Below are 22,075 nucleotides of genomic sequence, written 5' to 3'. Positions count from 1 at the left end.
AAACCTTGCCTCATCATTCTTAGGAGTTAGCTTGCGCCTTATCCTGCTAGCACTGTTAGTTTTAACCTTTCCAACACACGCTGAAGAAGATTTATCTGCAAAAGCTTGGCTTAAAAACATGAGCCAAGCGTTACAAGATAAACAATTCAAAGTATCTATTATTCAACTTCAAGCCGATCATATACGTCCACTGGTTTACATACATGGTATCGTTGATAATCAAGAAGTTGCATTACTTGAATATCTCAATGGCCCACCTAAAAATGCAGTTAGGGTGGGGAATCGCGTTACTTTCATTGAGCATGATCAACCCGCCTACAGCGTCAGTGCCCCACGCATTCAAGGTGTATGGCCTGCTGCGTTAGCCGGTGATATTAGCCAACTTGAAAAAGGCTATCAATTTGTCATAGGCGGGCGCAGTCGTATTGCTGGTCGTCCAGGCCAAATGATCCGTTTATTGGCTAACGATGAAAATCGTTATGATGCGCAAGTTTGGGTCGATATGGACACTTACTTACCGCTTAGATTTGATACGCTAAATAAAGAAAAACAACTACTTGAACAAACTATGGTGGTTGAGTTAGTGGAGCTTACTGAGCCTGCCAATATTTTGATCGAAGCTGCTAAGCAAGATTGGCCAGCGGTAATCAATCAAGCAGAGCGTACAGACGGTAAAAATTGGCAATTTACTTGGCTACCACAAGGATTTGATGTGGTAGTGCGTGATCATCATCGTCTGATCGGGATACACGAACCTGTCGAGTATGTTGCGTTAACCGATGGGTTAGCCAATATTTCAGTTTATGTGGCTCGCTCAGGTGAAAACCCGATGCCGAATGAGTTGCTTACTCGTAATGGTTTATCTATGGTGGTTGTCAAGGTCGGGACGCTTGAAGTGGTCGCTATTGGTAAGGTTCCTTCAGAAACGTTAGAGCGTATAGCAAACAGTTTGGTGTTAAAGTAGCCCCCTCAAGATTAAAGCATCTATAAAATGATGCTTTAATCTATTACTTACAGCCCTAATTTCCCTCGTGTTGTTTTATCATTATCTATACTACTGGTGCAGGAATAACATCGTGCGGAAAGGAATAACCGTGTTATTTCGCTTTGTGTTAATATTGTGTCATCCGAGTTTATAGGTCGTTTTATGAGCCAATCAACAGTGCCACAATCAACATCTTCACAATCAACAATGATGGAAGAAATTGCTCGCGTGGTTGATTATCAACAAGGCTGGGCTACCGTTGAAGTTGAATTAAAAAGTGCCTGTAATCATTGTGCCAGTAGTGAAAACTGCGGTACATCAACGATTGCCAAAGCTTTTTCAGTAAAAACGCAACGCTTTTCATTACCTGCTGATAAACCTTGCCGTGAAGGCGACTTACTGAAAGTCGGCTTGCCTGAAAGTGTGATTATCAAAGCTGCCGCATTAGTCTATTTATTACCTTTGCTTGGTTTATTTGTCTTTGCCACATTTGGTCATTTATTTGCTGCTGGGCTCGATTTAAGCACGAACGCGTTTGCGATGGTTTTTGGTGTGATTGGCGCTGTCATCGCTTGGTTTATCGGCAAACGTTTAGCCAGTAAAATAGAAATGGATGCATCGCCAGTGATCATTGCCTATTTAGGTCAAGAAGTCGGTGTTATTCGTGCTCATCAAGCCTAAATCAGTCATATTTCGGTAAGTTAATACTTAATTCCTGCTTTAACAGGCCCTATTAGAGCTATAATCAACCACATAAACTTGGCATTTTGACCTATCTTAGCGGCAAAATAGAGTCTATTGCTGAATCTGATTGGTATTGCCCCCCTAATCAGGTACAATTTGCCACCTTAATTTTAATCAAATTTAGTAGTAGTCATTGCAGCATAATGAAACACATTAGAAACTTCTCGATTATTGCCCATATCGACCATGGTAAATCAACTTTATCCGATCGCCTGATCCAGGTATGTGGCGGCTTAACTGACCGTGAAATGGCTGCACAGGTTTTAGATTCAATGGATCTAGAACGTGAGCGTGGCATTACGATTAAAGCCCAAAGCGTAACACTTGATTACCATGCAAAAGATGGTAATACCTATCAATTAAACTTTATTGACACCCCCGGCCACGTTGACTTCTCTTATGAAGTATCACGTTCGCTTGCCGCGTGTGAAGGTGCATTATTAGTTGTTGATGCTGGACAAGGTGTAGAAGCCCAAACACTTGCAAACTGTTACACCGCACTAGATATGAATCTAGACGTTGTCCCTATTCTTAATAAAATCGACTTACCACAAGCTGAGCCAGATCGCGTCGCTGCTGAAATTGAAGATATTGTCGGTATTGATGCTAAAGACGCAGTGCGTTGTTCTGCTAAAACGGGTATCGGTGTCGATCTTGTTTTAGAAGAAATTATTGCCAAAATTCCACCACCAGTTGGTGATGAGAATGCGCCATTACAAGCATTGATTATTGATTCATGGTTTGATGCCTACCTTGGTGTTGTTTCTTTAGTGCGTATTAAACATGGCGTATTGAAAAAAGGCGACAAGTTTAAAGTGATGTCGACCGGTATAAACTACAATGCTGACCGTGTAGGTATTTTTACGCCCAAAGAAAAAGATACACCGGAACTGCGCGCAGGCGAAGTGGGTTATGTTATTTCGGGTATTAAAGAAATTCACGGTGCACCAGTGGGTGATACGTTAACTCACGCAAAAAATGGTGCCGACAAACCGTTACCAGGATTTAAAAAGGTCACGCCACAGGTTTATGCCGGTGTTTTCCCTATTTCGACTGACGAATACGAAAACTTCCGTGATGCGCTAAACAAGCTGAGCTTGAATGATGCGTCGCTGTTTTTTGAACCTGAAACCTCGAGCGCGCTCGGTTTTGGTTTCCGTATCGGTTACTTGGGCTTACTCCACATGGAGATTGTTCAAGAGCGTTTAGAGCGTGAATACAACCTCGATTTGATCACCACTGCACCGACGGTAGTGTACGAAGTTGTGATGAACAATGGCGATATTGTTTATGTTGATAATCCATCGGATTTGCCTGCTCTTAATAATATCGAAGAGCTACGTGAGCCGATAGTTGAAGCCAATATCCTCGTACCAAAAGAATACTTAGGTAATGTGATTACTTTATGTATTGAAAAGCGTGGCTCGCAAACCAATATGGTTTATCACGGCAACCAAGTGGCAGTGACTTATCACTTACCAATGGCCGAAGTGGTAATGGACTTCTTCGACCGTCTAAAATCAACCAGTCGTGGTTATGCTTCACTCGAATATAACTTTATTCGTTTTGACGCGGCAGACATGGTGCGTTTAGACATCTTAATCAACGGCGATCGTGTCGATGCTTTAGCGATGATTATTCACCGCTCTAACATTCGTCATCGAGGTTTAGCGTTGGTTGAAAAGATGAAAGAGTTAATTCCTCGCCAAATGTTTGATATTGCCATTCAGGCCGCTGTAGGCAGTCAGATTATTGCGCGTTCAACGATTAAAGCATTACGTAAAGACGTTACCGCTAAATGTTATGGTGGCGACGTATCGCGTAAGAAGAAACTGCTTAACAAGCAGAAAGAAGGTAAAAAACGCATGAAGCAAGTGGGTAACGTTGAAGTGCCACAAGAGGCATTCTTAGCGGTACTTAAACTAAACGATTAATTATAATTAATTGTTTTAATTTGCTTAATAACGCCGCGCATTGCGGCGTTATCGTTATTTTTACTATATATTTTGTAACACTCAACAGGGTGAATGTTTATTCGTTAATCACCATACTGGAATGAGTTAAATTGGGTTATTACCCAAACCATATGGAAACATTTACATCATCCTGCAGGAGATAAATCAGTAATGGCAGCCTATTTTTCACTTATTTTAGTGCTCGTAACCTTAGGTAGTGGTCTTATCTGGTTGATTGACGTTATATTTTTTGCGCCTAAACGCCGTGAAAAGCTGGCATTAGCTCAAGCGAACTCAAATCAATTGAGTGCTGATGCGATTGATAAAATTGTCCGTGAACCGATTTTAGTGGAAACCGCGCATTCTATCTTTCCGGTTATCGCATTTGTGATGATTTTACGTTCATTTATTTATGAACCCTTTCAAATACCCTCTGGTTCAATGATGCCAACATTGCTTGTTGGTGATTTTATTTTGGTTGAAAAATTCAGCTATGGTTTACGTGACCCAGTATGGCGCAGCAAATTAGTGGAAACCGGTGAGCCTGAGCGCGGTGATGTGTTTGTATTCAAATACCCTGAAAATCCAAAAATTGACTACATTAAACGTGTAGTGGGTTTACCAGGTGACAAGATTATTTACCGTAATAAGCAGTTAATGATTCAAGCAGCCTGTGATACAGCTACCGATTGCGCCGCGCCTAAAGTGATTGAACATACTGAGCTAAACCGTGGTGAATTTAGCCAAAACGATACGCCATTAATTCGGTTAAGTGAGCAGTTAGGCGATGTTCAACATGACATTTTGATTAATCCAGCGCGTCCTGATTTTAGACAACACTTTTATCCTCAGCCAGGCTTGCCTGCTGGAGAGTTTGTTGTTCCTAAAGGAATGTATTTTGCGATGGGTGATAACCGCGATAACAGCACTGACAGTCGTTTTTGGGGCTTTGTGCCTGAAGAGAACTTAGTCGGCAAAGCGGTTGCTATTTGGATTAGTTTTGAATTTGACCGCACCCCGAATGACTGGTTACCTACTTGGGTACCAACTGGTGTGCGTTTTGATAGAGTAGGTGGAATACATTGATGGAACCCATTAAAAATTTGCCGCGTTTGTGCCGTACTTTAGGTTACGAGTTTAACAATGTTGAGTTACTTACTCAGGCATTAACTCATCGTAGCGCAGCAAATAAACATAATGAGCGTTTAGAGTTTTTAGGTGATTCGATTTTATCGATAGTGATTTCGGATGCGTTATATCACCAATTTCCGAAGGCGACTGAAGGTGACTTAAGCCGCATGCGCGCAACCTTAGTTAAAGGTGACACGCTGACGTTAATCGCCAAAGAATTTAAACTCGGTGACTATTTGTTTTTAGGTCCTGGCGAGCTAAAAAGCGGCGGGTTTAGACGTGAGTCAATTCTCGCTGATGCTGTAGAAGCTATTATTGGTGCCGTATACCTTGATGCCAATCTTGATGTTTGCCGTGATCTATTATTGAGTTGGTATGAAGAAAGATTAGCAAATATTAAACCAGGGATTAATCAAAAAGATCCTAAAACCATTTTACAAGAGCACTTACAAGGCTTTAAAAAGCCATTGCCTGACTATCAGGTTGTTGCTGTAGAAGGTGAAGCGCATGATCAAACCTTCACAGTAGAATGTAAAATTAGCGAATTGAATCAAGTTGTCACTGGTGTGGCAAGTTCTAGAAGAAAAGCTGAACAGCTAGCCGCTGCTCAGGTATTGGAGTTACTGAATAAATGACAAAAAAAACAGACTTGCCAGCAGGTGCTAATCAAGAACCTAGCTTAGATGAACTGCTGGCAAGGATGAACCAAGCAGCCCCAACCGCCGCCGCAAAATTTGATGTGACATATTGCGGCATGGTGGCTATTGTCGGTCGTCCTAACGTAGGCAAATCGACACTTTTAAACAAGTTGCTTGGCCAAAAAGTCAGTATTACTTCTAAAAAACCGCAAACGACTCGTCATCGTATTATGGGCATTCATACTGATGGTCCTGGCCAAATCGTGTTTATTGATACCCCAGGTTTACACATTGAAGAAAAACGCGCCATTAACCGTTTAATGAACCGTGCAGCAGCCAGTTCATTGGCGGATGTTGCAATGGTAATCTTTGTGGTCGACGGCATGACCTGGACCGCAGACGATGAAATGGTATTACAAAAGCTCAAGCATCGTAACGATGACCGAAAAATCATTTTAGCGATTAATAAAGTCGATAATATTAAAGATAAGGAAAAGCTATTTCCTTATCTAACTGAGCTTGCTCAGAAGTTTGATTTTGACGAGATTTTGCCAATTTCAGCCAGTAAAGGCACTAACGTGCAACGCATTTTAGAGATGGCTCGTGAGTCGTTACCTGAAGCGCCGTTTTACTTCCCTGAAGACTACGTTACTGATCGTTCGCAACGTTTTATGGCCTCTGAAATTGTTCGTGAAAAGCTTATGCGCTTTTTAGGCGATGAACTGCCTTATGATGCCACAGTTGAAATCGAGCAATTTAAAATGATGGACAACGGTGTCTATCAAATTAACGCACTGATTTTAGTTGAGCGAGAAGGCCAAAAACGCATGGTCATAGGCAATAAAGGTGAGCGCATTCGTACCATTGCCACTCAATCACGCCTTGATATGGAAACGTTATTCGACAATAAAGTGTTTCTTGAAGTCTGGGTGAAAGTGAAATCAGGTTGGGCTGATGACGAACGAGCTTTAAGAAGTTTAGGTTATGGCGATGACTAAGTCGCCAACGTTCCTTATATTCGTTATTTTGTAGGCATGGCCACTATGAAACGTGGCTATGTGTTACATCATCGACCCTTTCGCGAGTCGAGTGTGATTGTCAATTTATTGATAGAAGGCGTAGGGCGAGTCGATGCCATTACCCGAATGGGTTCAGGCAAACGGTCAATTAAAAGTATTTTACAACCATTTCAACCGCTGATTATTCAATTTAGTGCTCAATCTGAAGCCAAAAACCTCGGCTTAAAAAACATTACCCAAATAGAGTCAGCTGCCCCAGCGATGCCATTAACCGGTGATAGTTTATATTCCGGCTTTTATCTTAATGAATTATTGGTACGATTATTATCAGTAGAGCATCAGGCTGAAGGGCTTTTTTTAGCGTATCATCGTGCGTTAATGTCACTTGCTAAAGGTTTTTGCTCCAGCCATTTACGTTATTTTGAAATGGCATTATTACTTGAGCTAGGTGCTTTCCCCTCATTGAATTATGACTCTCAAGGCCATGAGCTAGAGGCGCAATGCAGCTATAGGTTTGTTGCGCAAAGTGGTTTCTTACCCGTGGTGCAAACCAAAGAGTCGAGTTTCACGCACGGTAAAGGCTGTTTATCAGGCGCAATGTTGTTAGCATTGGCATCGCACGACTTACAAACAGATCATCTTAATCAAGCAAAGGGCTTAATGCGTTATTTGTTGACGCCTTTGTTGGGAAATAAGCCCTTATTAAGCCGGCAATTATTTACCAAAAATGCACAATAAAGCTTTTCTTATTATGACGTGAACCAAGTACAATTTAGTTCGTACAAGATCACGGTAAGTCCAATTCTTCGTTTATTAATATTAAGGAGCTCGGTGTGAGCGGAATTTTATTAGGCATTAACATCGATCATATCGCCACTTTACGTCAAGCTCGTGGCACTAATTATCCCGACCCAGTTCATGCAGCCGCTGTCGCTGAACATGCCGGTGCTGATGGTATTACGATTCACTTACGCGAAGACCGCCGTCACATTCAAGACCGCGATGTTTACTTATTAGCAAAAACCCTTAAAACACGCATGAACTTTGAGTTTGCTGTTACTGAAGAAATGATTGCTATCGCGTGTGATATAAAGCCTGCATACGCGTGTTTAGTCCCCGAAAAACGTGAAGAGTTAACGACTGAAGGCGGTTTGGACGTAGCAGGGCAGTTAGACAAAATCACTTCAGCTGTGACCCGTTTAGCTGCACAAGGCATTAAAGTTTCGCTTTTTATTGACGCAGATAAAACCCAAATTGACGCTGCCGTTGCTGTGGGCGCACCTTACATAGAAATCCATACAGGTTGTTATGCTGATGCACAAACCGATGCCGAACAAGCCCAAGAACTCGCACGAATTACCGAAATGGCAAGCTATGCTCACAGTAAAGGCTTAGTAGTGAATGCAGGGCATGGCTTGCATTATCATAATGTTAAAGCGATAGCAGCTATTCCTGAATTGTATGAATTAAATATTGGTCATGCGGTAGTGGCTCGAGCTGCAATTGATGGTTTAGAGACGGCTGTGCGTGATATGAAAAAATTGATGCAGGAAGGCCGTAGAGGCGAATAATGGCAATTGTGGGTATAGGTACCGATATTGTTGAGATAGCCCGTATACACGAGCAGCGTGAACGCCTAGGCGACAGATTGGCTAAACGTGTACTCACAGAGCCTGAGCTCGCAATATACATGCAGTCTAAGCAAGCAGAGCGTTTTTTAGCAAAGCGCTTTGCTGCTAAAGAAGCCGCCGCTAAAGCGTTAGGTACAGGTATTGGTCGAGGGGTTTCGTTTCAGCATATCCACATCGACAATGATGCCAATGGCGCTCCGATGATCCGTTTTACTGACGGTGCACTTGCTCGTTTAACACAACTTGGTGGCAGTAGAGGGTTTATCAGTATTGCTGATGAACAACATTATGCGGTAGCCACTGTAGTATTAGAGCGTTAATTTACCATTACTTTTCCATATAAAGGCGCATAGGCGCCTTTTTTTGTACCTTTTAAAACTAAGTAAACTAGGTTAAATTAACAGGATAACAACAACTAATAACATGAGACTCGAGATGAAATCGGCAGTAGAACAATTATCAACTTATAAAAGCGTTCATTTAAACCCTAAAAATATACGCACTCATTTTGTCGGTGTTCCAATGATTATTTGGTCGGCATTTTTGATGTTCGGTACACTGCGGTTAGCATGGCAGGACTATCAAGTGAGTGTAGCAATGGTATTAACATTGGTAGTATTAGCTTATTACATGATGCTACATGTGCGCTTAGCCCTAGGGTTAGTGTTGTTTATTATACCGGTACTTTATACCACTGAAATGGTGGTTCATACTGAACATCCTATGTTGATTGCCTTAAGTGTTTTTGCGTTAGGTTGGGTCATTCAATTTGTTGGTCATAAATATGAAAAAGCCAAACCTGCTTTTATGGATGATTTAAATCAACTGTTAATAGGTCCATTTTTCTTGATGGCAGAACTCTATTTTATGTTCGGTTGGGAAAAAGACCTCGCGGCAGAAATTAAACCACTTGCCCGAGATAAACGCCGCGCTTTAGAAGCGAAATCACATGGCTAATATCGAATAAAAAACGGCTTCATTAAGACACAAAAAAGGCGCTCAATGCGCCTTTTTTGTTGCTTGCTAACCAATGTTGCTGAGGTTATTCATCATCATTCTCAGCAGCTTTAATGTCTAAATGACTGGGTAACACTCTTACTGCTTTAATCATGTTATCAGCCACTTCAATCACTTCTAAATGGTAACCTGCAATACGCAAGCTAGTATTGGCAGCAGGAATGTCTTCGAGAAACTCAATGATAAGACCGTTAAGGGTTTTAGGGCCATCAATAGGGAAGTTCCATTTCATTTCTTTATTGAGATCACGAATGTTTATCGTTGCGTCAATTAAGAAACTGCCATCTTGTTGGATGTTAATGTCTTCACTTGGCGTGGTAACCATTGACGTTGTAAAGTCACCAACAATTTCTTCTAGAATATCTTCCAGAGTCACTAAACCTTGAATGTCGCCATATTCATCAACGACCAAACCAATGCGTTCTTTGTTTTGTTGGAAGTTTGTCAGCTGTACGTTCAGCGGCGTGCCTTCTGGTATGAAGTACAACTCTTTTACTGCGCGAAGCAAAGAGGACTTACTGAATTGTTCTTTAGATTGTAAGCGTAACGCATCGCGTAAGTGAATAAAGCCTACTGCATCATCAATGTTGTCACGGTAAACCAACACACGCGTATGAGGGCTTTGAATCACCATTTTATTGATCAGCTTAAAGTCATCATTAACGTTAATCGCGTATATGTCAGAACGCGAAATCATGATGTCTTCAACAGTGACTTTTTCTAAATCAAGAATAGATAACAACATTTCTTGGTGACGCTGTGGAATGAGTGCGCCAGCTTCGTGTACAACCGTACGTAACTCTTCTTGGCTTAATGCATCACTTGTTTTAACAGTTTTAATACCCATTAGGCGTAAAAAACCTGAAGTGATTAAGTTAATCGCTTTAACAAAAGGTGATAGCAATACTAAAAGCCAGCCTAATATCACACTCGAGGGAAATGCAATTCGTTCAGGGTGCAATGCCGCAAATGTCTTAGGGGTTACTTCTGCAAAAACTAACACCACAATAGTTAATACACCGGTCGCAATTGCCACGCCCATATCGCCAAATAAACGCATACCAATAATAGTTGCTATGGCAGAAGCTAGAATGTTTACTAGGTTATTCCCGATTAAGATTAGACCGATGAGCCGATCAGGACGATCAAGCAGCTTTAAAGCGCGCTGTGCTCCGCGATGACCACTGCCTGCAAGATGCCTCAATCGATAACGGTTTAAGGTCATCATCGCAGTTTCTGAACCAGAGAAATAAGCAGAAATGATAATTAAAACTGCAAGAAAAATAAAAAGTGCGCTGGTAGATATAGCGTCCAAAAAGGGGCCCCATTAGTACATTAAAGTTGGTAAATATCACCAATACATAAAATTTGAACAGTCATTATTTATTAATGACTGTTTGTGTCAAGTTATCTTATTTGATGAATCAATGATAAACAGCTTGTTATCTGGCTGTTAAGTTACAAAACTAACTTAATATCAGTTCTTTAACAATTCTTGCACCAAAATAGGCCAACGACAGCAAACCTGCGCCAGATAAACTATAGATAACAGCGGTACGAATTCTACAGCCTACGGTATATTGTTGCCACAACATAATGGCATAAACTACCCACGCTATCATTGATAGTATGGCTTTATGGCCTTTACCATCTACAAACATGTCATCTAAATATACAAATCCAGTCACCAAAGACAAACTTAACAACACAAATCCGATAATAATTAAATGATAAAGCTGCCTCTCAACCGTCATTAATGGCGGCATTGCTGGGCTCATCATCATTTGTTTCTTTTTAAGCTTATTTTGGATAAATGACAATTGGATAGCATATAACGCGGCTATCATCAGGGCGCTGTAAGCCATTAAAGAGAGCACAACATGAGCTAAAATTTCAGGATGAAGCTCGAAGTGGGTCATATATTGTGGTGGCAGTAACCATAACAATGCCACAGACAACACTGAGCAGGCATAGACCACAGGGACAACGATAATCACTTTTAAACGCGGCATAGTGATAGTAAAGGTGAAAGCGATAATCCAATTCACCAATGAAATCACATTGGTTAGGCTAAAATTTTGGCCATCAACTGTAAATATGGCATTTGATAACGCAAAGCCATGCAACACCACTGCAATACTAGACGCTATCATTACCGCTCTGCGGTTAGGGCCTTGTGCATGAAATAGTCTGCTGGTGACTAACACTAAAGCAATGCAATAAAACAGCATGGCGCCAGCTGAAAAAATAACCATTTGAAATCAACCTGTCAAAGTAATGAAAGCGTCGCTGAAAAAGCGGTAAGCGCGATAAAAATATTGCCGACGCACCGCAATCTCATTATTTGTCTTAGATTAACATGATCACCCCCTAATATGGCAGTGACCTGAGGCTCAAAATTTAACAGTATCTTACCCTTAGCTGCAAATAATTTACCTAATCACGATAACTGATCGCCGCAAGTATCGTAATTTAGAGTGGCTTGGGTATAATAGCCACAATTATCGATATGCTGAAAAGAGCTGGCCAATGTTTGAAAATTTATCCGACAGACTGTCACGCACACTAAAAAACATTAGTGGCCGTGGTCGCTTAACCGAAGACAACATTAAAGAAACCTTGCGTGAAGTGCGTATGGCGCTGCTTGAAGCAGATGTCGCTTTACCTGTTGTTAGAGAATTCGTTAACAGCGTAAAAGAACGCGCTGTAGGTCAAGAAGTATCAAAAAGCTTAAGCCCTGGGCAAGCTTTTATTAAAATCGTCCAAAGTGAGCTTGAAAAAGCCATGGGTGAGTCTAACGAAGCGTTAGATTTAGCGGCGATACCGCCAGCCGTTATTATGATGGCCGGTTTACAAGGTGCGGGTAAAACCACCTCTGTCGCTAAGCTAGGTAAGTTCCTACGTACTCGTCACAAAAAATCTGTGTTAGTGGTCAGTGCTGACGTATACCGCCCAGCGGCAATTAAACAGTTAGAAACGTTAGCATTAGAAGTTGACGTTGAATTTTTTCCATCTGATGTTAGTCAAAAGCCAGTAGATATTGCTAAAGCGGCAATTAGCTACGCCAAGCTTAAATTTATTGATGTGGTGATTGTCGATACGGCAGGTCGCCTACACGTCGATGAAGCCATGATGGATGAAATCAAACAACTTCATGCTACGGTTAAACCGGTAGAAACCTTGTTCGTGGTCGACGCAATGACCGGGCAAGATGCGGCCAATACCGCTAAAGCATTTAATGAAGCATTACCGCTAACCGGTGTTATTTTAACTAAGGTAGACGGCGATGCGCGTGGTGGTGCGGCGTTATCTATCCGTAACATTACCGGTAAACCAATTAAGTTTTTAGGTGTCGGTGAAAAAACCGATGCGTTAGAACCGTTCCATCCAGACCGTATTGCGTCACGCATTTTAGGTATGGGTGATGTGTTGTCACTGATTGAAGAAGTTGAACGCGGTGTCGATAAAGACAAAGCAATGAAACTTGCTTCAAAAGTAAAATCGGGTGGCAGCTTTGACCTAGAAGATTTTCGTGAGCAATTACAGCAAATGAAAAACATGGGCGGCATGATGAACATGCTTGAAAAGTTACCTGGTGTAGGTCAATTACCACCAGAGGCTTTAGCTCAAGTCCAAGACGGCAAAATGACCGGTCAAATGGAAGCCATCATCAACTCGATGACAGCCAAAGAGCGTAAAAACCCAGACTTAATCAAAGGGTCTCGTAAACGCCGAATCGCATTAGGTTCTGGTACTCAAATTCAAGACGTTAACCGTTTATTAAAACAGTTTACCCAAATGCAGAAAATGATGAAAAAGATGTCTGCAAAGGGTGGCATGAAGAAGATGATGCGCGGAATGAGCGGAATGTTACCTCCTGGGATGAAATTTCCAGGACGTTAATTGAGCCATCTTTTATACATAAATGCAGTTAATTGATATACACATCAGTTGGTTAGGTTATGTCTTTACAATTAAGGTCGCTAAATCGGTGATTTAAAAATCATCAGATTTGGTTGCAATAGTTCAAAAGTCAGGTAAAATCTTCCGGCTTTCTTTCTGGGACTCTTCGCGAACACGGAGTTCCAGTTTTTATTTTTGCTTCTAGCAAATCATTAGAGGAATAAAACGCATGGTTACCATTCGTTTAGCTCGTGGCGGCGCAAAAAAGCGTCCATTTTACAATATCGTTGTTGCTGATAGCCGCAATGCTCGTGACGGTCGTTTCATCGAACGTGTAGGTTTTTTCAATCCATTGGCTCGTGGCCAAGAAGAAACTTTACGTTTAGATCTTGATCGTGTTGAGCACTGGGTTGCTACTGGCGCTGCAACATCTGAGCGTGTTGCAAAACTGATCAAAGACGCGCGTAAAGCAGCTGCTTAATTGCGTATTAAAAAGGTATAGATAGATGAGCGATAACCAACAGCCAATCGTACTGGGTAAATTAGGATCCAGTCATGGTATTAAAGGTTGGCTTAAAATCACTTCCTATGCCGATTCTGTTGAAGGTATTTTTGATTATTCGCCTTGGTTGATTAAAGAACAAGGTGTTTGGCGTGAAGTTAAGGTCGCACAGTGGCGTTTTCAAGGTAAGGCACTGGTTGCTGAACTTGAAGGTGTTAACTCTCGAGAGCATGCGCAAATGCTCACAAATTGTGAAATTGCGATTTTGCCAGAACAAATGAAAGACCTCGCTGATGATGAATTTTATCACCGAGATCTTATCGGCTGTGAAGTGACCAATATAAACGGCTATAACATGGGTATTGTCGACCAGATCGTGGAAACAGGATCAAACGACGTACTTCTGATTAAAGCTAACGCTAAAGATGCCTTCGGCAAAGTGGAACGTATGGTCCCCTTTGTCCCCGAGCAATTCATCAAACAGGTGAATTTGCAAGAGAAACAGATTTTAGTGGACTGGGATCCTGACTTCTAAGTCGAGGTACAACATATGTGGTTAGGGGTAATCACCCTGTTTCCAGAGATGTTTCGTGCCGTTACAGACTTTGGTGTTACGGGTCGAGCCGTCAAAAGCGGCCTGCTAGAGGTGCAAACGTGGAATCCTCGTGATTTCACCCATGATAGACACAGTACTGTGGATGACCGCCCTTACGGTGGTGGCCCTGGAATGTTGATGATGGTGCAACCTTTACGCGATGCTATCCATGCAGCAAAAGCTGCTGCAGGTGATGGGGCAAAAGTGATTTATTTGTCACCTCAGGGACGTAAGCTGGATCAGCAAGGCGTGACTGAGTTGGCTAAATCAGACCGATTGATTTTAGTGTGTGGTCGATACGAAGGTGTTGATGAACGCATTATTCAAACGGAAGTGGATGAAGAGTGGTCTATCGGTGATTATGTGCTTTCGGGCGGAGAATTACCGGCAATGACGTTAATCGATTCAGTGGCTCGTTTAGTACCTGGTGTACTAGGCAAGCAAGCATCAGCAGAGCAAGATTCTTTCTCTGAAGGTTTACTGGATTGTCCTCATTATACACGCCCTGAACAATTGGATGGCATGGATGTACCGGCAGTGCTGTTAAGCGGTGACCACGAAAAAATTAGACTCTGGCGTTTGCAACAAAGTATCGGAAGAACTTTTTTGAGACGACCAGAATTATTTGAAAATCTAGCTCTGACTGACGAACAAACGACTTTATTAGCGCAGTTCGTGAATGAAACGGACAAGTCCGCATAGTCAATGCTCAGTTAATTCTAGAATGGAGTAGTTATGAACAACATCATTAAAATGCTCAACGATGAGCAAATGAAAACAGACGTACCTGATTTCGGTGCTGGTGATACAGTAGTGGTTCAAGTACGTGTTAAAGAAGGTGATAAAGAGCGTCTTCAGGCTTTTGAAGGTATCGTTATCGCAAAGCGTAACCGTGGTCTGCACTCTGCATTCACAGTACGTAAAATCTCTAATGGTGAAGGTGTTGAGCGTGCTTTCCAGACGCATAGCCCATTAATTGCTAGCATCGAAGTTAAGCGTCGCGGCCGTGTACGTCGTGCTAAGCTGTACTATTTACGTGAGCGTTCAGGTAAATCTGCACGTATCCGTGAAAAATTGGCAACTAAGTAATAGTTACCGATTAAAAATAAAGATGCAGTGTTCGCACAACAACCCGCCGAAAGGCGGGTTTTTGTTTGTGGGGCTTTTAAAAAATCATAACAATTAATAAAGTAAGAATAGTTAAGAAAGTGATAACAATTAATTAAATGATAATAGCGGGTAGAAAGCTCTCCGCGAAAAGCACAAAATTCATGGCTGTTTTTATACATCACATCTTCACGAAGTCGTTTTTTACTCCTTTGTGTAAATAAGCCTTGCTCTAGGAGCTTTGCACAGGCATAGTTGCTTTAACGTTGTAATGGTGTAGCGGTACAAAAATACAATATCACTGTGCAATACCTAAACATAAATCTATTAGTGACCTTTGGTCTGTCGTCAAAAGAGAGTATTAGTATGCAGCAAGATACGATTAACAATGTGCACATCAGTTCAGAGCAAGTTTTAGTCACTCCAGCAGAGTTAAAAAAAGAACTGCCACTCTCTACTCATGCTTATCAATATATTCTTAATGCACGTAAACAAGTCGCTGATATCGTGCATAAACGCGACAACCGTGTGCTCGTTGTGACCGGTCCTTGCTCTATTCATGATATCGATGCCGCCAAAGAATACGCATTAAAGCTGAAAAAACTCCATGATGAGTTAAGCGGTGAATTTTATATCTTAATGCGTGTTTATTTTGAAAAGCCGCGTACTACCGTGGGGTGGAAAGGATTAATTAATGATCCTGATATGGATGAGTCATTTGATGTTGAAAAAGGCTTAAGAATGGCACGTGAGTTAATGATTTGGCTTGCAGAGCTTGAGCTTCCCATCGCAACAGAGGCATTAGATCCCATTAGCCCGCAGTATTTATCTGAGCTCGTGACCTGGTCTGCCATCGGCGCAAGAACCACAGAATCTCAAACTCACCGCGAAATGGCATCAGGCCTTTCGATGCCAGTGGGCTTTAAAAATGGCACCGACGGGAAACTCGAGGTGGCCATTAATGCACTCAAGTCTGCAGCAAGCAGCCATCGCTTTATGGGTATTAACCAAGAAGGACAAGTGGCATTACTACAAACGGCTGGTAATCCAGATGGACATATTATTTTACGTGGCGGTGCAACACCCAATTATGATGCGGTGAGTGTTGCACAAAGCGAAGCGCAAATTCACAAAGCAAAACTCAGTGCTCGTTTGGTCGTTGATTGTAGTCATGGAAACTCTTCAAAAGATCATTTGCGTCAGAAAAACGTTTGTGAAGACGTATTTAACCAGATTGAGACAGGTAATAAATCGATTATCGGTGTTATGCTTGAAAGTAACCTCAATGAAGGAAATCAGAGTTCAGATAAGCCATTAGCAGAGCTAAAATACGGTGTTTCTGTTACTGATGCATGCATTGATTGGGAAACCACTGAAACCATTTTAAGACAAGGTGCTAACCAGTTGTCTGCAGTGTTACCGACTCGATTCGATATGCTACAGGTTGCCAACGGTTAATGGATAATAATATGAACGAAAAGACGACGGCTGATCTTGAGAATTTACGCGACCTTATTGATGGTGTCGATCAGCAACTGTTGCATTTACTGCGTAAACGTCTTGATTTAGTTGCTCAAGTTGGTGCGGTAAAGCATTCTGCTGGCGTGCCAATTTATGCGCCTCAGCGCGAAGCATCAATGCTGGCGAAACGTCGTGCAGAAGCACAAAACATGAATGTGTCGCCACAACTTATCGAAGATATCTTGCGCCGATTAATGCGTGAGTCTTATTTGAATGAAAAAGATGTTGGCTTTAAGCAAGTTAAGCAAGATTTAGGGCATGTAGTCGTGGTTGGTGGCCAAGGTAAGTTAGGCCAGTTGTTTACCCAAATGCTGACGCTGTCTGGTTACAAAGTAAAAAGCATTGATAAGAATGACTGGCAAGATGCTAATGCTATTTTTGACGGGGCAGGCTTAGTTATTGTCACCGTGCCGATTAATGTTACCTGTGAAGTTATCCGCGAGAAATTAACCCAATTACCATCAAATTGTATTTTAGCAGACTTAACCTCTATTAAAGAAAAGCCGCTAGCAGCGATGCTAGCCGCCCATAAAGGCCCTGTAGTCGGTTTACATCCTATGTTTGGTCCAGATGTAGGTAGCTTAGCTAAACAAGTCGTGGTGGTCTGTCATGGTCGTCAACCGGAGGCTTACCAATGGTTATTGCAACAAATTGAGATTTGGGGCGCACGAATTGTTGAAGCTGAAGCTGAACGTCATGATAATGCGATGCAACTTGTTCAGGCAATGCGTCACTTTTCGACTTTTGTTTACGGTTTAAATCTGTGTAAAGAAGAAGCCGATATCGATAATCTATTACAGTTTAGCTCGCCTATTTATCGATTAGAGTTAGCTATGGTCGGCAGATTGTTTGCTCAAGATCCTGAACTTTATGCCGATATAATTTTTGCCCAACAAGGCAGCCAACATGCGATTAGTGATTATTTAGATAATTATCGTGATGCGCTTGCCATGCTTAAATCAGGTAATCGCCAAGAGTTTGTTACACAATTTCAACGTGTCGCAAAATGGTTTGGTGATTTTGCTCCTCAGTTCCAACATGAAAGCCGTGCAATGTTACAATCAGTCAATGATATGAAGACAGGTTAATCATTTTTAATCGATCAAATTATTGCTAAACAGTAACACAAAGCTTATGTTTAGCTAACGAGATGAACCGATTTTGGGGTTTATTCATCGTTAGCTAACATCTAAAAAACTTGCCTTCGGAGGAAACCCATGTCGATGACACCATCGCATATGCTACCTGTACAACAGGTTGAAGATAATTCCCTTGGGCATTTTCTTTACGGCTTAATGAGTGCTTTTCCACTATTTTTTGTTCCTGTGTTACTCAGCTTATGGCTTAACTTAATTCAAAAAAATGTTAATCCTGACTCCGTGCTTGGCAGCCATTTACGCTGGCAACGAATGAGTATTATCGGTTTATGCCCATTTTTTATCGCGGGTTACTGGATTAGTCCATTATGGTTAAGTTTGCCGATGTATCTTGTCGGTGTCAGTTGGTTTAGTTACCGTATTTTCAAAGGCTGGATAAGCCTCAATGATGGGCTAGCAGTGTGATTTGTTGTTTAAGCTTAGATAACGTTGGAATATAAATGCCGAGAATTATCTCGGCATTTTTTATGGCGCTTTAAACACACTTTAGACTTGATACAAACCATGAATAATGTCTGCCTGAGAAATGCCATCTTGTTGCAGCAATACGATAGCATCAGCCTTAAGTTGTTTTACTGCGTTAGCATGAGTGCTTAATAATGCTGGATTGACGCAGAAGCTGGTATTAACTATCACAGGTAAGTGGCTACGCGATTTAACTTCCACTACGCCAGCTAAATCGAGGCTGAGCTGCTCTGGGTGAGTAAAACTTCTCACTCCTGATTCACATAATCCAAGTTGTTGATTGCCATGGCTGAGCACCGTATCAGCGGCTTGCAACCAATCGTCAATGCTTGCCATTGTGTTACGTTCTAATATGACCGGTAAATTAACGGATCCAATTAACGCTAACATGTCTGGGTTGTACATTTGTTTACCGGCCAGAATGATCATATCAGCTAATTGACTTGCCAAGGTGAACTCTTGCTCTTGATCAATTTGCATTATGCACAGTAGCCCTGCTTGTTCAATCACAAGGGCATGTTGCTTGAGCTGCTGTTCGCTCATTTGATTTTTTAAATCGTTAAGCAGTATTGCTTGAAAACCCGCTTCTTTAATTAGCTTAGCTTGCGTTGCTAGTACGGTGTTGTCTATTGGCAAATTAATCTGTTGTAGTGCGCTGAATTGACCTGCACCTAACTGCATATGCTGACAGACAAGCTGGGTATCCTGTGCCTTATAAGCTCGAGAATGTTTAGCTTGGCTACTCAGTTGCACTTTAACCGGTTCCTGCTTAGAGCTGTCGGGTTCTATTAGCAGCTGAGCTTGTGATAGTTGCGTGGGCTTAACTGTTTCACATGGATAACAACCTAACACTTTGATAAAGCGTGTTAACCGCTCGAGCTCTTTAATCGCTTGCTGTACTTCCGTTGTGGCTAAGTTGCCATCTATGTCTAAATAGAACATTTCTTCCCATGGCGTACCAGGAATAGGGCGAGACTCAAGCTTACTCATGTTGAGATTATGGGCTTTTAATACTAATAGTGCTTCAACCAGAGCGCCGGGCTTTTGCCCTGTTGCCATAATCAATGTTGTTTTGGCTGGTAATTGCGATGGCACTGCAGAGGCCTTTCTGGCAACAACAATAAAACGGCTTTGATTTATTTTTTGGTTAGCTAAACCGTTTTCAAGTGCCACCAATTGATACAAAGCACCGCCTTCAGCACTGCCAATCGCTGCGACTGAGTTATTGTCGGCCTCAATGACTTTTGTCATTGCCTCAGCACTGCTCGAACAATATTCGAGTTTAATGTGCGGGTACTGGCTTAAATAACGGCTACATTGACTTATCGGCTGTGGGTGGGCATAAATCGTTTTGATATCAGCGAGCTTACAATCTGGTTTTGTCAGTAAGCAATGGCCAACTTCTATTGTCGTTTCACCTACAATGGATAAGGTTGTATGTTGCAAAACATCATACACTTCGTTGATTGAGCCTGATGAGGTGTTTTCTATCGGCAAAAAACCATAATCGGCATGTCCTGACTCAACAGCATTCACTATGTCATCAAAACTTTGACAGCCAAAATCAATCATTTCAACCTGACGACGTGAACAATAGCGTGTAGCCGCTAAATATGAATATGAACCTCTGGCACCTAAGTATGCCACAGTATATTGCTGCTTTTGAGTGTCAGGATTTGCTCGGCCGTGTAAGTAGGTTTGTTGAAAGAGCACCGAATCTTCAATGATGCTTTGGTAAAGCGATATGACAAAATGTGCATCGAGCCCTTGATCACGCCCTTGCTGTACTAAGCGTTCTAGTAACTCTTTTTCCCGTTGAGTATCACGTATTGGTCTGACATCGATTTCTTTACTGCGCGCGACATTTAAGCTCAATTGACGACGTTTAGATAACAGTGCTAGCAGTGATTTATCTAACGCTGTTATTTGCTCACGAGTTTGACTTAACTCTGGTGGTTTTTGCATATTGACCTCAATGTAACGCGATTTACTGGCGTATCAAATAATACAGCAGTATACATAAGACAAAAAAGCCTCCCAGTGGGAGGCTTTAGAATTTTCATTTTCGTTTTTACACAGAAAATCCGCCTCCGAGGGTGGGCTGAATAAAAAAGAAAATAAAAAAACGGAATATTTTTGTGTTCATAGGGTAAAACTAAAGCCACTGCGTTAACCTGTCAATGTAATTCTACTCAACAAGATGTCATTATAGGCAAAAGAAAGCGCACCCGAAGGTGCGCTGGTGAAAGATAATTAACATCAAGCTGCGTTTTCCTCCTTATAGACATACTCAAATTCGCTTTCTGTGTCATTGGGTAATGATACGTGGCGTTGAGCCTGGGGTTTGTGAGTCAGGCGGTTTAGCTGTTTTTCCAGCTTTTGTCCCATTGCAGTAATCGCTGCGTATAGGTTCTCACTTTTCGCCTGGGCAAATAAATCTCCACTAGGTAATCCAACCGAAGCCTCAATTTTAAACAATTGCTTTTCTTGTGTGATAATAACGTGCGGATTAATTAACTGTATATCGTGTCGAGATAGTTTTTCTAATCTTCCTTCAATACGTTCGCGGATGAGGGCAGTGACTTCAAGTTGTTTGCTAGTGATTTTCAGCATATTTAGAACCTTCTTGTTGTTTGCTTAAGTTCAGATTACCAAGGTTAGCCATAAAAGTTGTGATCTAAATCACACTTCTGCAGGCTGTAAGTGTCGAGTGCAGCATATTTGATCGCTTAGTCACTTTTGATAATTTATCGTTAAAAAGTACTTGTATTACGTCGACGATAGGCCCATATTTGAATGGATAAGCAGTTCCTCAATTACCTTTTTTACCAATAAAAATCTAAAAAAAACTCTTCAGAGCACCATGTTTTCAGTATTTTCGCTTTAGCTGTACTTTCCCTTTTGTTTACCAAGAATTCTCTTTTGCTTACCAATAACGTCCTATTTAGCCGCAATACCTTTACCTAAATGATTTAAATCATTTTTTATTCGCTTATAATCGAGTAATAAGCAGCATGTTAAGAGTGATTATTAATGAGTATAGAACAACGTAAAATTAAGGTATGGGATTTTCCTACTCGTTTATTCCACTGGGTTATGGTGGCGCTATTGGGTGGATTATGGTGGACTGCTGACATTGGAGAGATGCAGTGGCACCAAGTGCTGGCTTATGTATTAATGACACTCATTGCGTTTAGAGTGGTCTGGGGATTTGTCGGCAGTGATACGGCAAAATTCAGTCACTTTTTTGTCTCGCCTAAAAAAGTTATTCAGTATGCGACCAGTCAACCGAAACCCTCATCCATTGGCCATAATCCTCTAGGAGGGTACATGGTATTTGCATTGCTAGGGTTATTAGCATTGCAATTGACTACTGGGTTATTTGCGACAGATGATATTTTTACTGAGGGCCCGCTGATACACCTTGTGTCGTCAGATACCGCCTCTTGGTTAACATGGTTACATAAGACAAATTTTAATATTATTTTGGCGTTGGCAGCGATTCATATTTTGGCTGTAATAATACATTTGGTTAAAGGAGATAATATTCTAAAAGCGATGTTCAGCGGTTATAAGCAAGTTGGGGAGCATACCGCAAAGCCCAATCTACGCTCACCTTGGTTGGCTTTGGTTATTATTGCTGTCATTTTTGGTTTTATTTGGTGGCTATTGCTAGAGCCCGTGGTGAGTTTTTTATAAATAAAG

General features: G+C 41.6%; 23 protein-coding genes and 1 other annotated feature. Of the genes, 19 read left to right on the top strand and 4 right to left on the bottom strand.

Annotated features, from left to right (window positions below):
* Window positions 1–31: 31 nt before the first annotated feature.
* The 10 genes from AC19MV_RS10825 to AC19MV_RS10780 all read left to right on the top strand — a co-directional run bounded on the left by AC19MV_RS10825 (window position 32) and on the right by AC19MV_RS10780 (window position 9,060).
* Complete coding sequence (locus AC19MV_RS10825; RefSeq protein ID WP_432399309.1) at window positions 32–964, top strand: MucB/RseB C-terminal domain-containing protein; 933 nt, start codon at window positions 32–34, stop codon at window positions 962–964.
* A gap of 228 nt (window positions 965–1,192) precedes the next feature.
* A complete protein-coding gene (locus tag AC19MV_RS10820; RefSeq protein ID WP_498307610.1) occupies window positions 1,193–1,666 on the top strand; it encodes a SoxR reducing system RseC family protein in 474 nt (157 codons plus the stop codon).
* Window positions 1,667–1,872: 206 nt separating this feature from the next.
* Window positions 1,873–3,663, top strand: coding sequence for a translation elongation factor 4 (gene lepA, locus AC19MV_RS10815; protein ID WP_432399308.1), 1,791 nt, complete (start codon window positions 1,873–1,875; stop codon window positions 3,661–3,663).
* Window positions 3,664–3,855: 192 nt separating this feature from the next.
* Entirely contained in the window at window positions 3,856–4,770 is a 915-nt protein-coding gene (lepB, locus tag AC19MV_RS10810) for a signal peptidase I (RefSeq protein ID WP_432399307.1), read from the top strand.
* Window positions 4,770–5,450: a ribonuclease III gene (gene rnc / locus AC19MV_RS10805; RefSeq protein ID WP_498307508.1), complete on the top strand. Its 681-nt coding sequence runs from the start codon at window positions 4,770–4,772 to the stop codon at window positions 5,448–5,450. The genes lepB and rnc overlap by 1 nt, the downstream gene beginning before the upstream one ends.
* The gene (gene era / locus AC19MV_RS10800; protein WP_432399305.1) at window positions 5,447–6,451 is read left to right on the top strand and encodes a GTPase Era; all 1,005 of its coding nucleotides are present in this window, start codon (window positions 5,447–5,449) and stop codon (window positions 6,449–6,451) included. Before rnc ends, era begins: the two co-directional genes overlap by 4 nt.
* Window positions 6,452–6,496: 45 nt before the next feature.
* Window positions 6,497–7,210: a DNA repair protein RecO gene (recO, locus tag AC19MV_RS10795; protein ID WP_432399304.1), complete on the top strand. Its 714-nt coding sequence runs from the start codon at window positions 6,497–6,499 to the stop codon at window positions 7,208–7,210.
* Window positions 7,211–7,305: 95 nt separating this feature from the next.
* Window positions 7,306–8,043 carry a pyridoxine 5'-phosphate synthase gene (pdxJ, locus tag AC19MV_RS10790; RefSeq protein ID WP_498307506.1) on the top strand — a complete coding sequence of 246 codons (738 nt, stop codon included), beginning with the start codon at window positions 7,306–7,308 and terminating at the stop codon, window positions 8,041–8,043.
* Window positions 8,043–8,423: a holo-ACP synthase gene (acpS, locus tag AC19MV_RS10785; protein ID WP_432399302.1), complete on the top strand. Its 381-nt coding sequence runs from the start codon at window positions 8,043–8,045 to the stop codon at window positions 8,421–8,423. Before pdxJ ends, acpS begins: the two co-directional genes overlap by 1 nt.
* Window positions 8,424–8,538: 115 nt before the next feature.
* The gene (locus AC19MV_RS10780) at window positions 8,539–9,060 is read left to right on the top strand and encodes an Mpo1 family 2-hydroxy fatty acid dioxygenase (protein ID WP_498297199.1); all 522 of its coding nucleotides are present in this window, start codon (window positions 8,539–8,541) and stop codon (window positions 9,058–9,060) included.
* An 85-nt stretch (window positions 9,061–9,145) separates the two neighbouring features.
* Here the strand turns inward: AC19MV_RS10780 and AC19MV_RS10775 are convergent, their stop codons facing one another.
* Complete coding sequence (locus AC19MV_RS10775) at window positions 9,146–10,435, bottom strand: HlyC/CorC family transporter (RefSeq protein ID WP_432399300.1); 1,290 nt, start codon at window positions 10,433–10,435, stop codon at window positions 9,146–9,148.
* Between the two features lie 151 nt (window positions 10,436–10,586).
* Window positions 10,587–11,375, bottom strand: coding sequence for a cytochrome C assembly family protein (locus AC19MV_RS10770; protein ID WP_432399299.1), 789 nt, complete (start codon window positions 11,373–11,375; stop codon window positions 10,587–10,589).
* A gap of 274 nt (window positions 11,376–11,649) precedes the next feature.
* Between AC19MV_RS10770 and ffh the strand changes: the two genes are divergently transcribed.
* From ffh to AC19MV_RS10730, 8 genes are all read left to right on the top strand, one after another.
* Complete coding sequence (ffh, locus tag AC19MV_RS10765; RefSeq protein WP_188955533.1) at window positions 11,650–13,023, top strand: signal recognition particle protein; 1,374 nt, start codon at window positions 11,650–11,652, stop codon at window positions 13,021–13,023.
* A 229-nt stretch (window positions 13,024–13,252) separates the two neighbouring features.
* The gene (gene rpsP / locus AC19MV_RS10760; protein WP_160053063.1) at window positions 13,253–13,504 is read left to right on the top strand and encodes a 30S ribosomal protein S16; all 252 of its coding nucleotides are present in this window, start codon (window positions 13,253–13,255) and stop codon (window positions 13,502–13,504) included.
* A 25-nt stretch (window positions 13,505–13,529) separates the two neighbouring features.
* Window positions 13,530–14,060 carry a ribosome maturation factor RimM gene (gene rimM, locus AC19MV_RS10755; protein WP_160053064.1) on the top strand — a complete coding sequence of 177 codons (531 nt, stop codon included), beginning with the start codon at window positions 13,530–13,532 and terminating at the stop codon, window positions 14,058–14,060.
* Window positions 14,061–14,075: 15 nt separating this feature from the next.
* Window positions 14,076–14,822, top strand: coding sequence for a tRNA (guanosine(37)-N1)-methyltransferase TrmD (trmD, locus tag AC19MV_RS10750; protein ID WP_160053065.1), 747 nt, complete (start codon window positions 14,076–14,078; stop codon window positions 14,820–14,822).
* Between the two features lie 33 nt (window positions 14,823–14,855).
* Window positions 14,856–15,209, top strand: coding sequence for a 50S ribosomal protein L19 (gene rplS, locus AC19MV_RS10745; protein WP_188955527.1), 354 nt, complete (start codon window positions 14,856–14,858; stop codon window positions 15,207–15,209).
* A gap of 384 nt (window positions 15,210–15,593) precedes the next feature.
* A complete protein-coding gene (locus tag AC19MV_RS10740) occupies window positions 15,594–16,685 on the top strand; it encodes a 3-deoxy-7-phosphoheptulonate synthase (protein ID WP_498307503.1) in 1,092 nt (363 codons plus the stop codon).
* 11 nt (window positions 16,686–16,696) lie between these two features.
* Complete coding sequence (gene tyrA, locus AC19MV_RS10735; protein ID WP_432399297.1) at window positions 16,697–17,836, top strand: bifunctional chorismate mutase/prephenate dehydrogenase; 1,140 nt, start codon at window positions 16,697–16,699, stop codon at window positions 17,834–17,836.
* 135 nt (window positions 17,837–17,971) lie between these two features.
* Window positions 17,972–18,310, top strand: a complete 339-nt coding sequence (locus tag AC19MV_RS10730) for a hypothetical protein (RefSeq protein WP_432399296.1) — start codon at window positions 17,972–17,974, stop codon at window positions 18,308–18,310.
* Between the two features lie 81 nt (window positions 18,311–18,391).
* Here the strand turns inward: AC19MV_RS10730 and AC19MV_RS10725 are convergent, their stop codons facing one another.
* Window positions 18,392–20,335, bottom strand: coding sequence for a chorismate mutase (locus AC19MV_RS10725; RefSeq protein WP_498307501.1), 1,944 nt, complete (start codon window positions 20,333–20,335; stop codon window positions 18,392–18,394).
* A gap of 58 nt (window positions 20,336–20,393) precedes the next feature.
* Window positions 20,394–20,514 (bottom strand) — a sequence feature (Phe leader region).
* A gap of 115 nt (window positions 20,515–20,629) precedes the next feature.
* Window positions 20,630–20,983: a ribosome hibernation-promoting factor, HPF/YfiA family gene (hpf, locus tag AC19MV_RS10720; RefSeq protein WP_101086362.1), complete on the bottom strand. Its 354-nt coding sequence runs from the start codon at window positions 20,981–20,983 to the stop codon at window positions 20,630–20,632.
* A 420-nt stretch (window positions 20,984–21,403) separates the two neighbouring features.
* Here hpf and AC19MV_RS10715 point away from each other — a divergent pair, with 420 nt between their 5' ends.
* On the top strand, window positions 21,404–22,069 hold the full coding sequence (locus tag AC19MV_RS10715; RefSeq protein ID WP_498307499.1) for a cytochrome b/b6 domain-containing protein: 666 nt from the start codon (window positions 21,404–21,406) through the stop codon (window positions 22,067–22,069).
* Window positions 22,070–22,075: the final 6 nt, after the last annotated feature.

Source organism: Shewanella sp. MF05913, from assembly GCF_059758095.1.
Note: the sequence above shows the minus strand (reverse complement) of the source record. Positions and strands in the feature narration are given on the sequence as shown.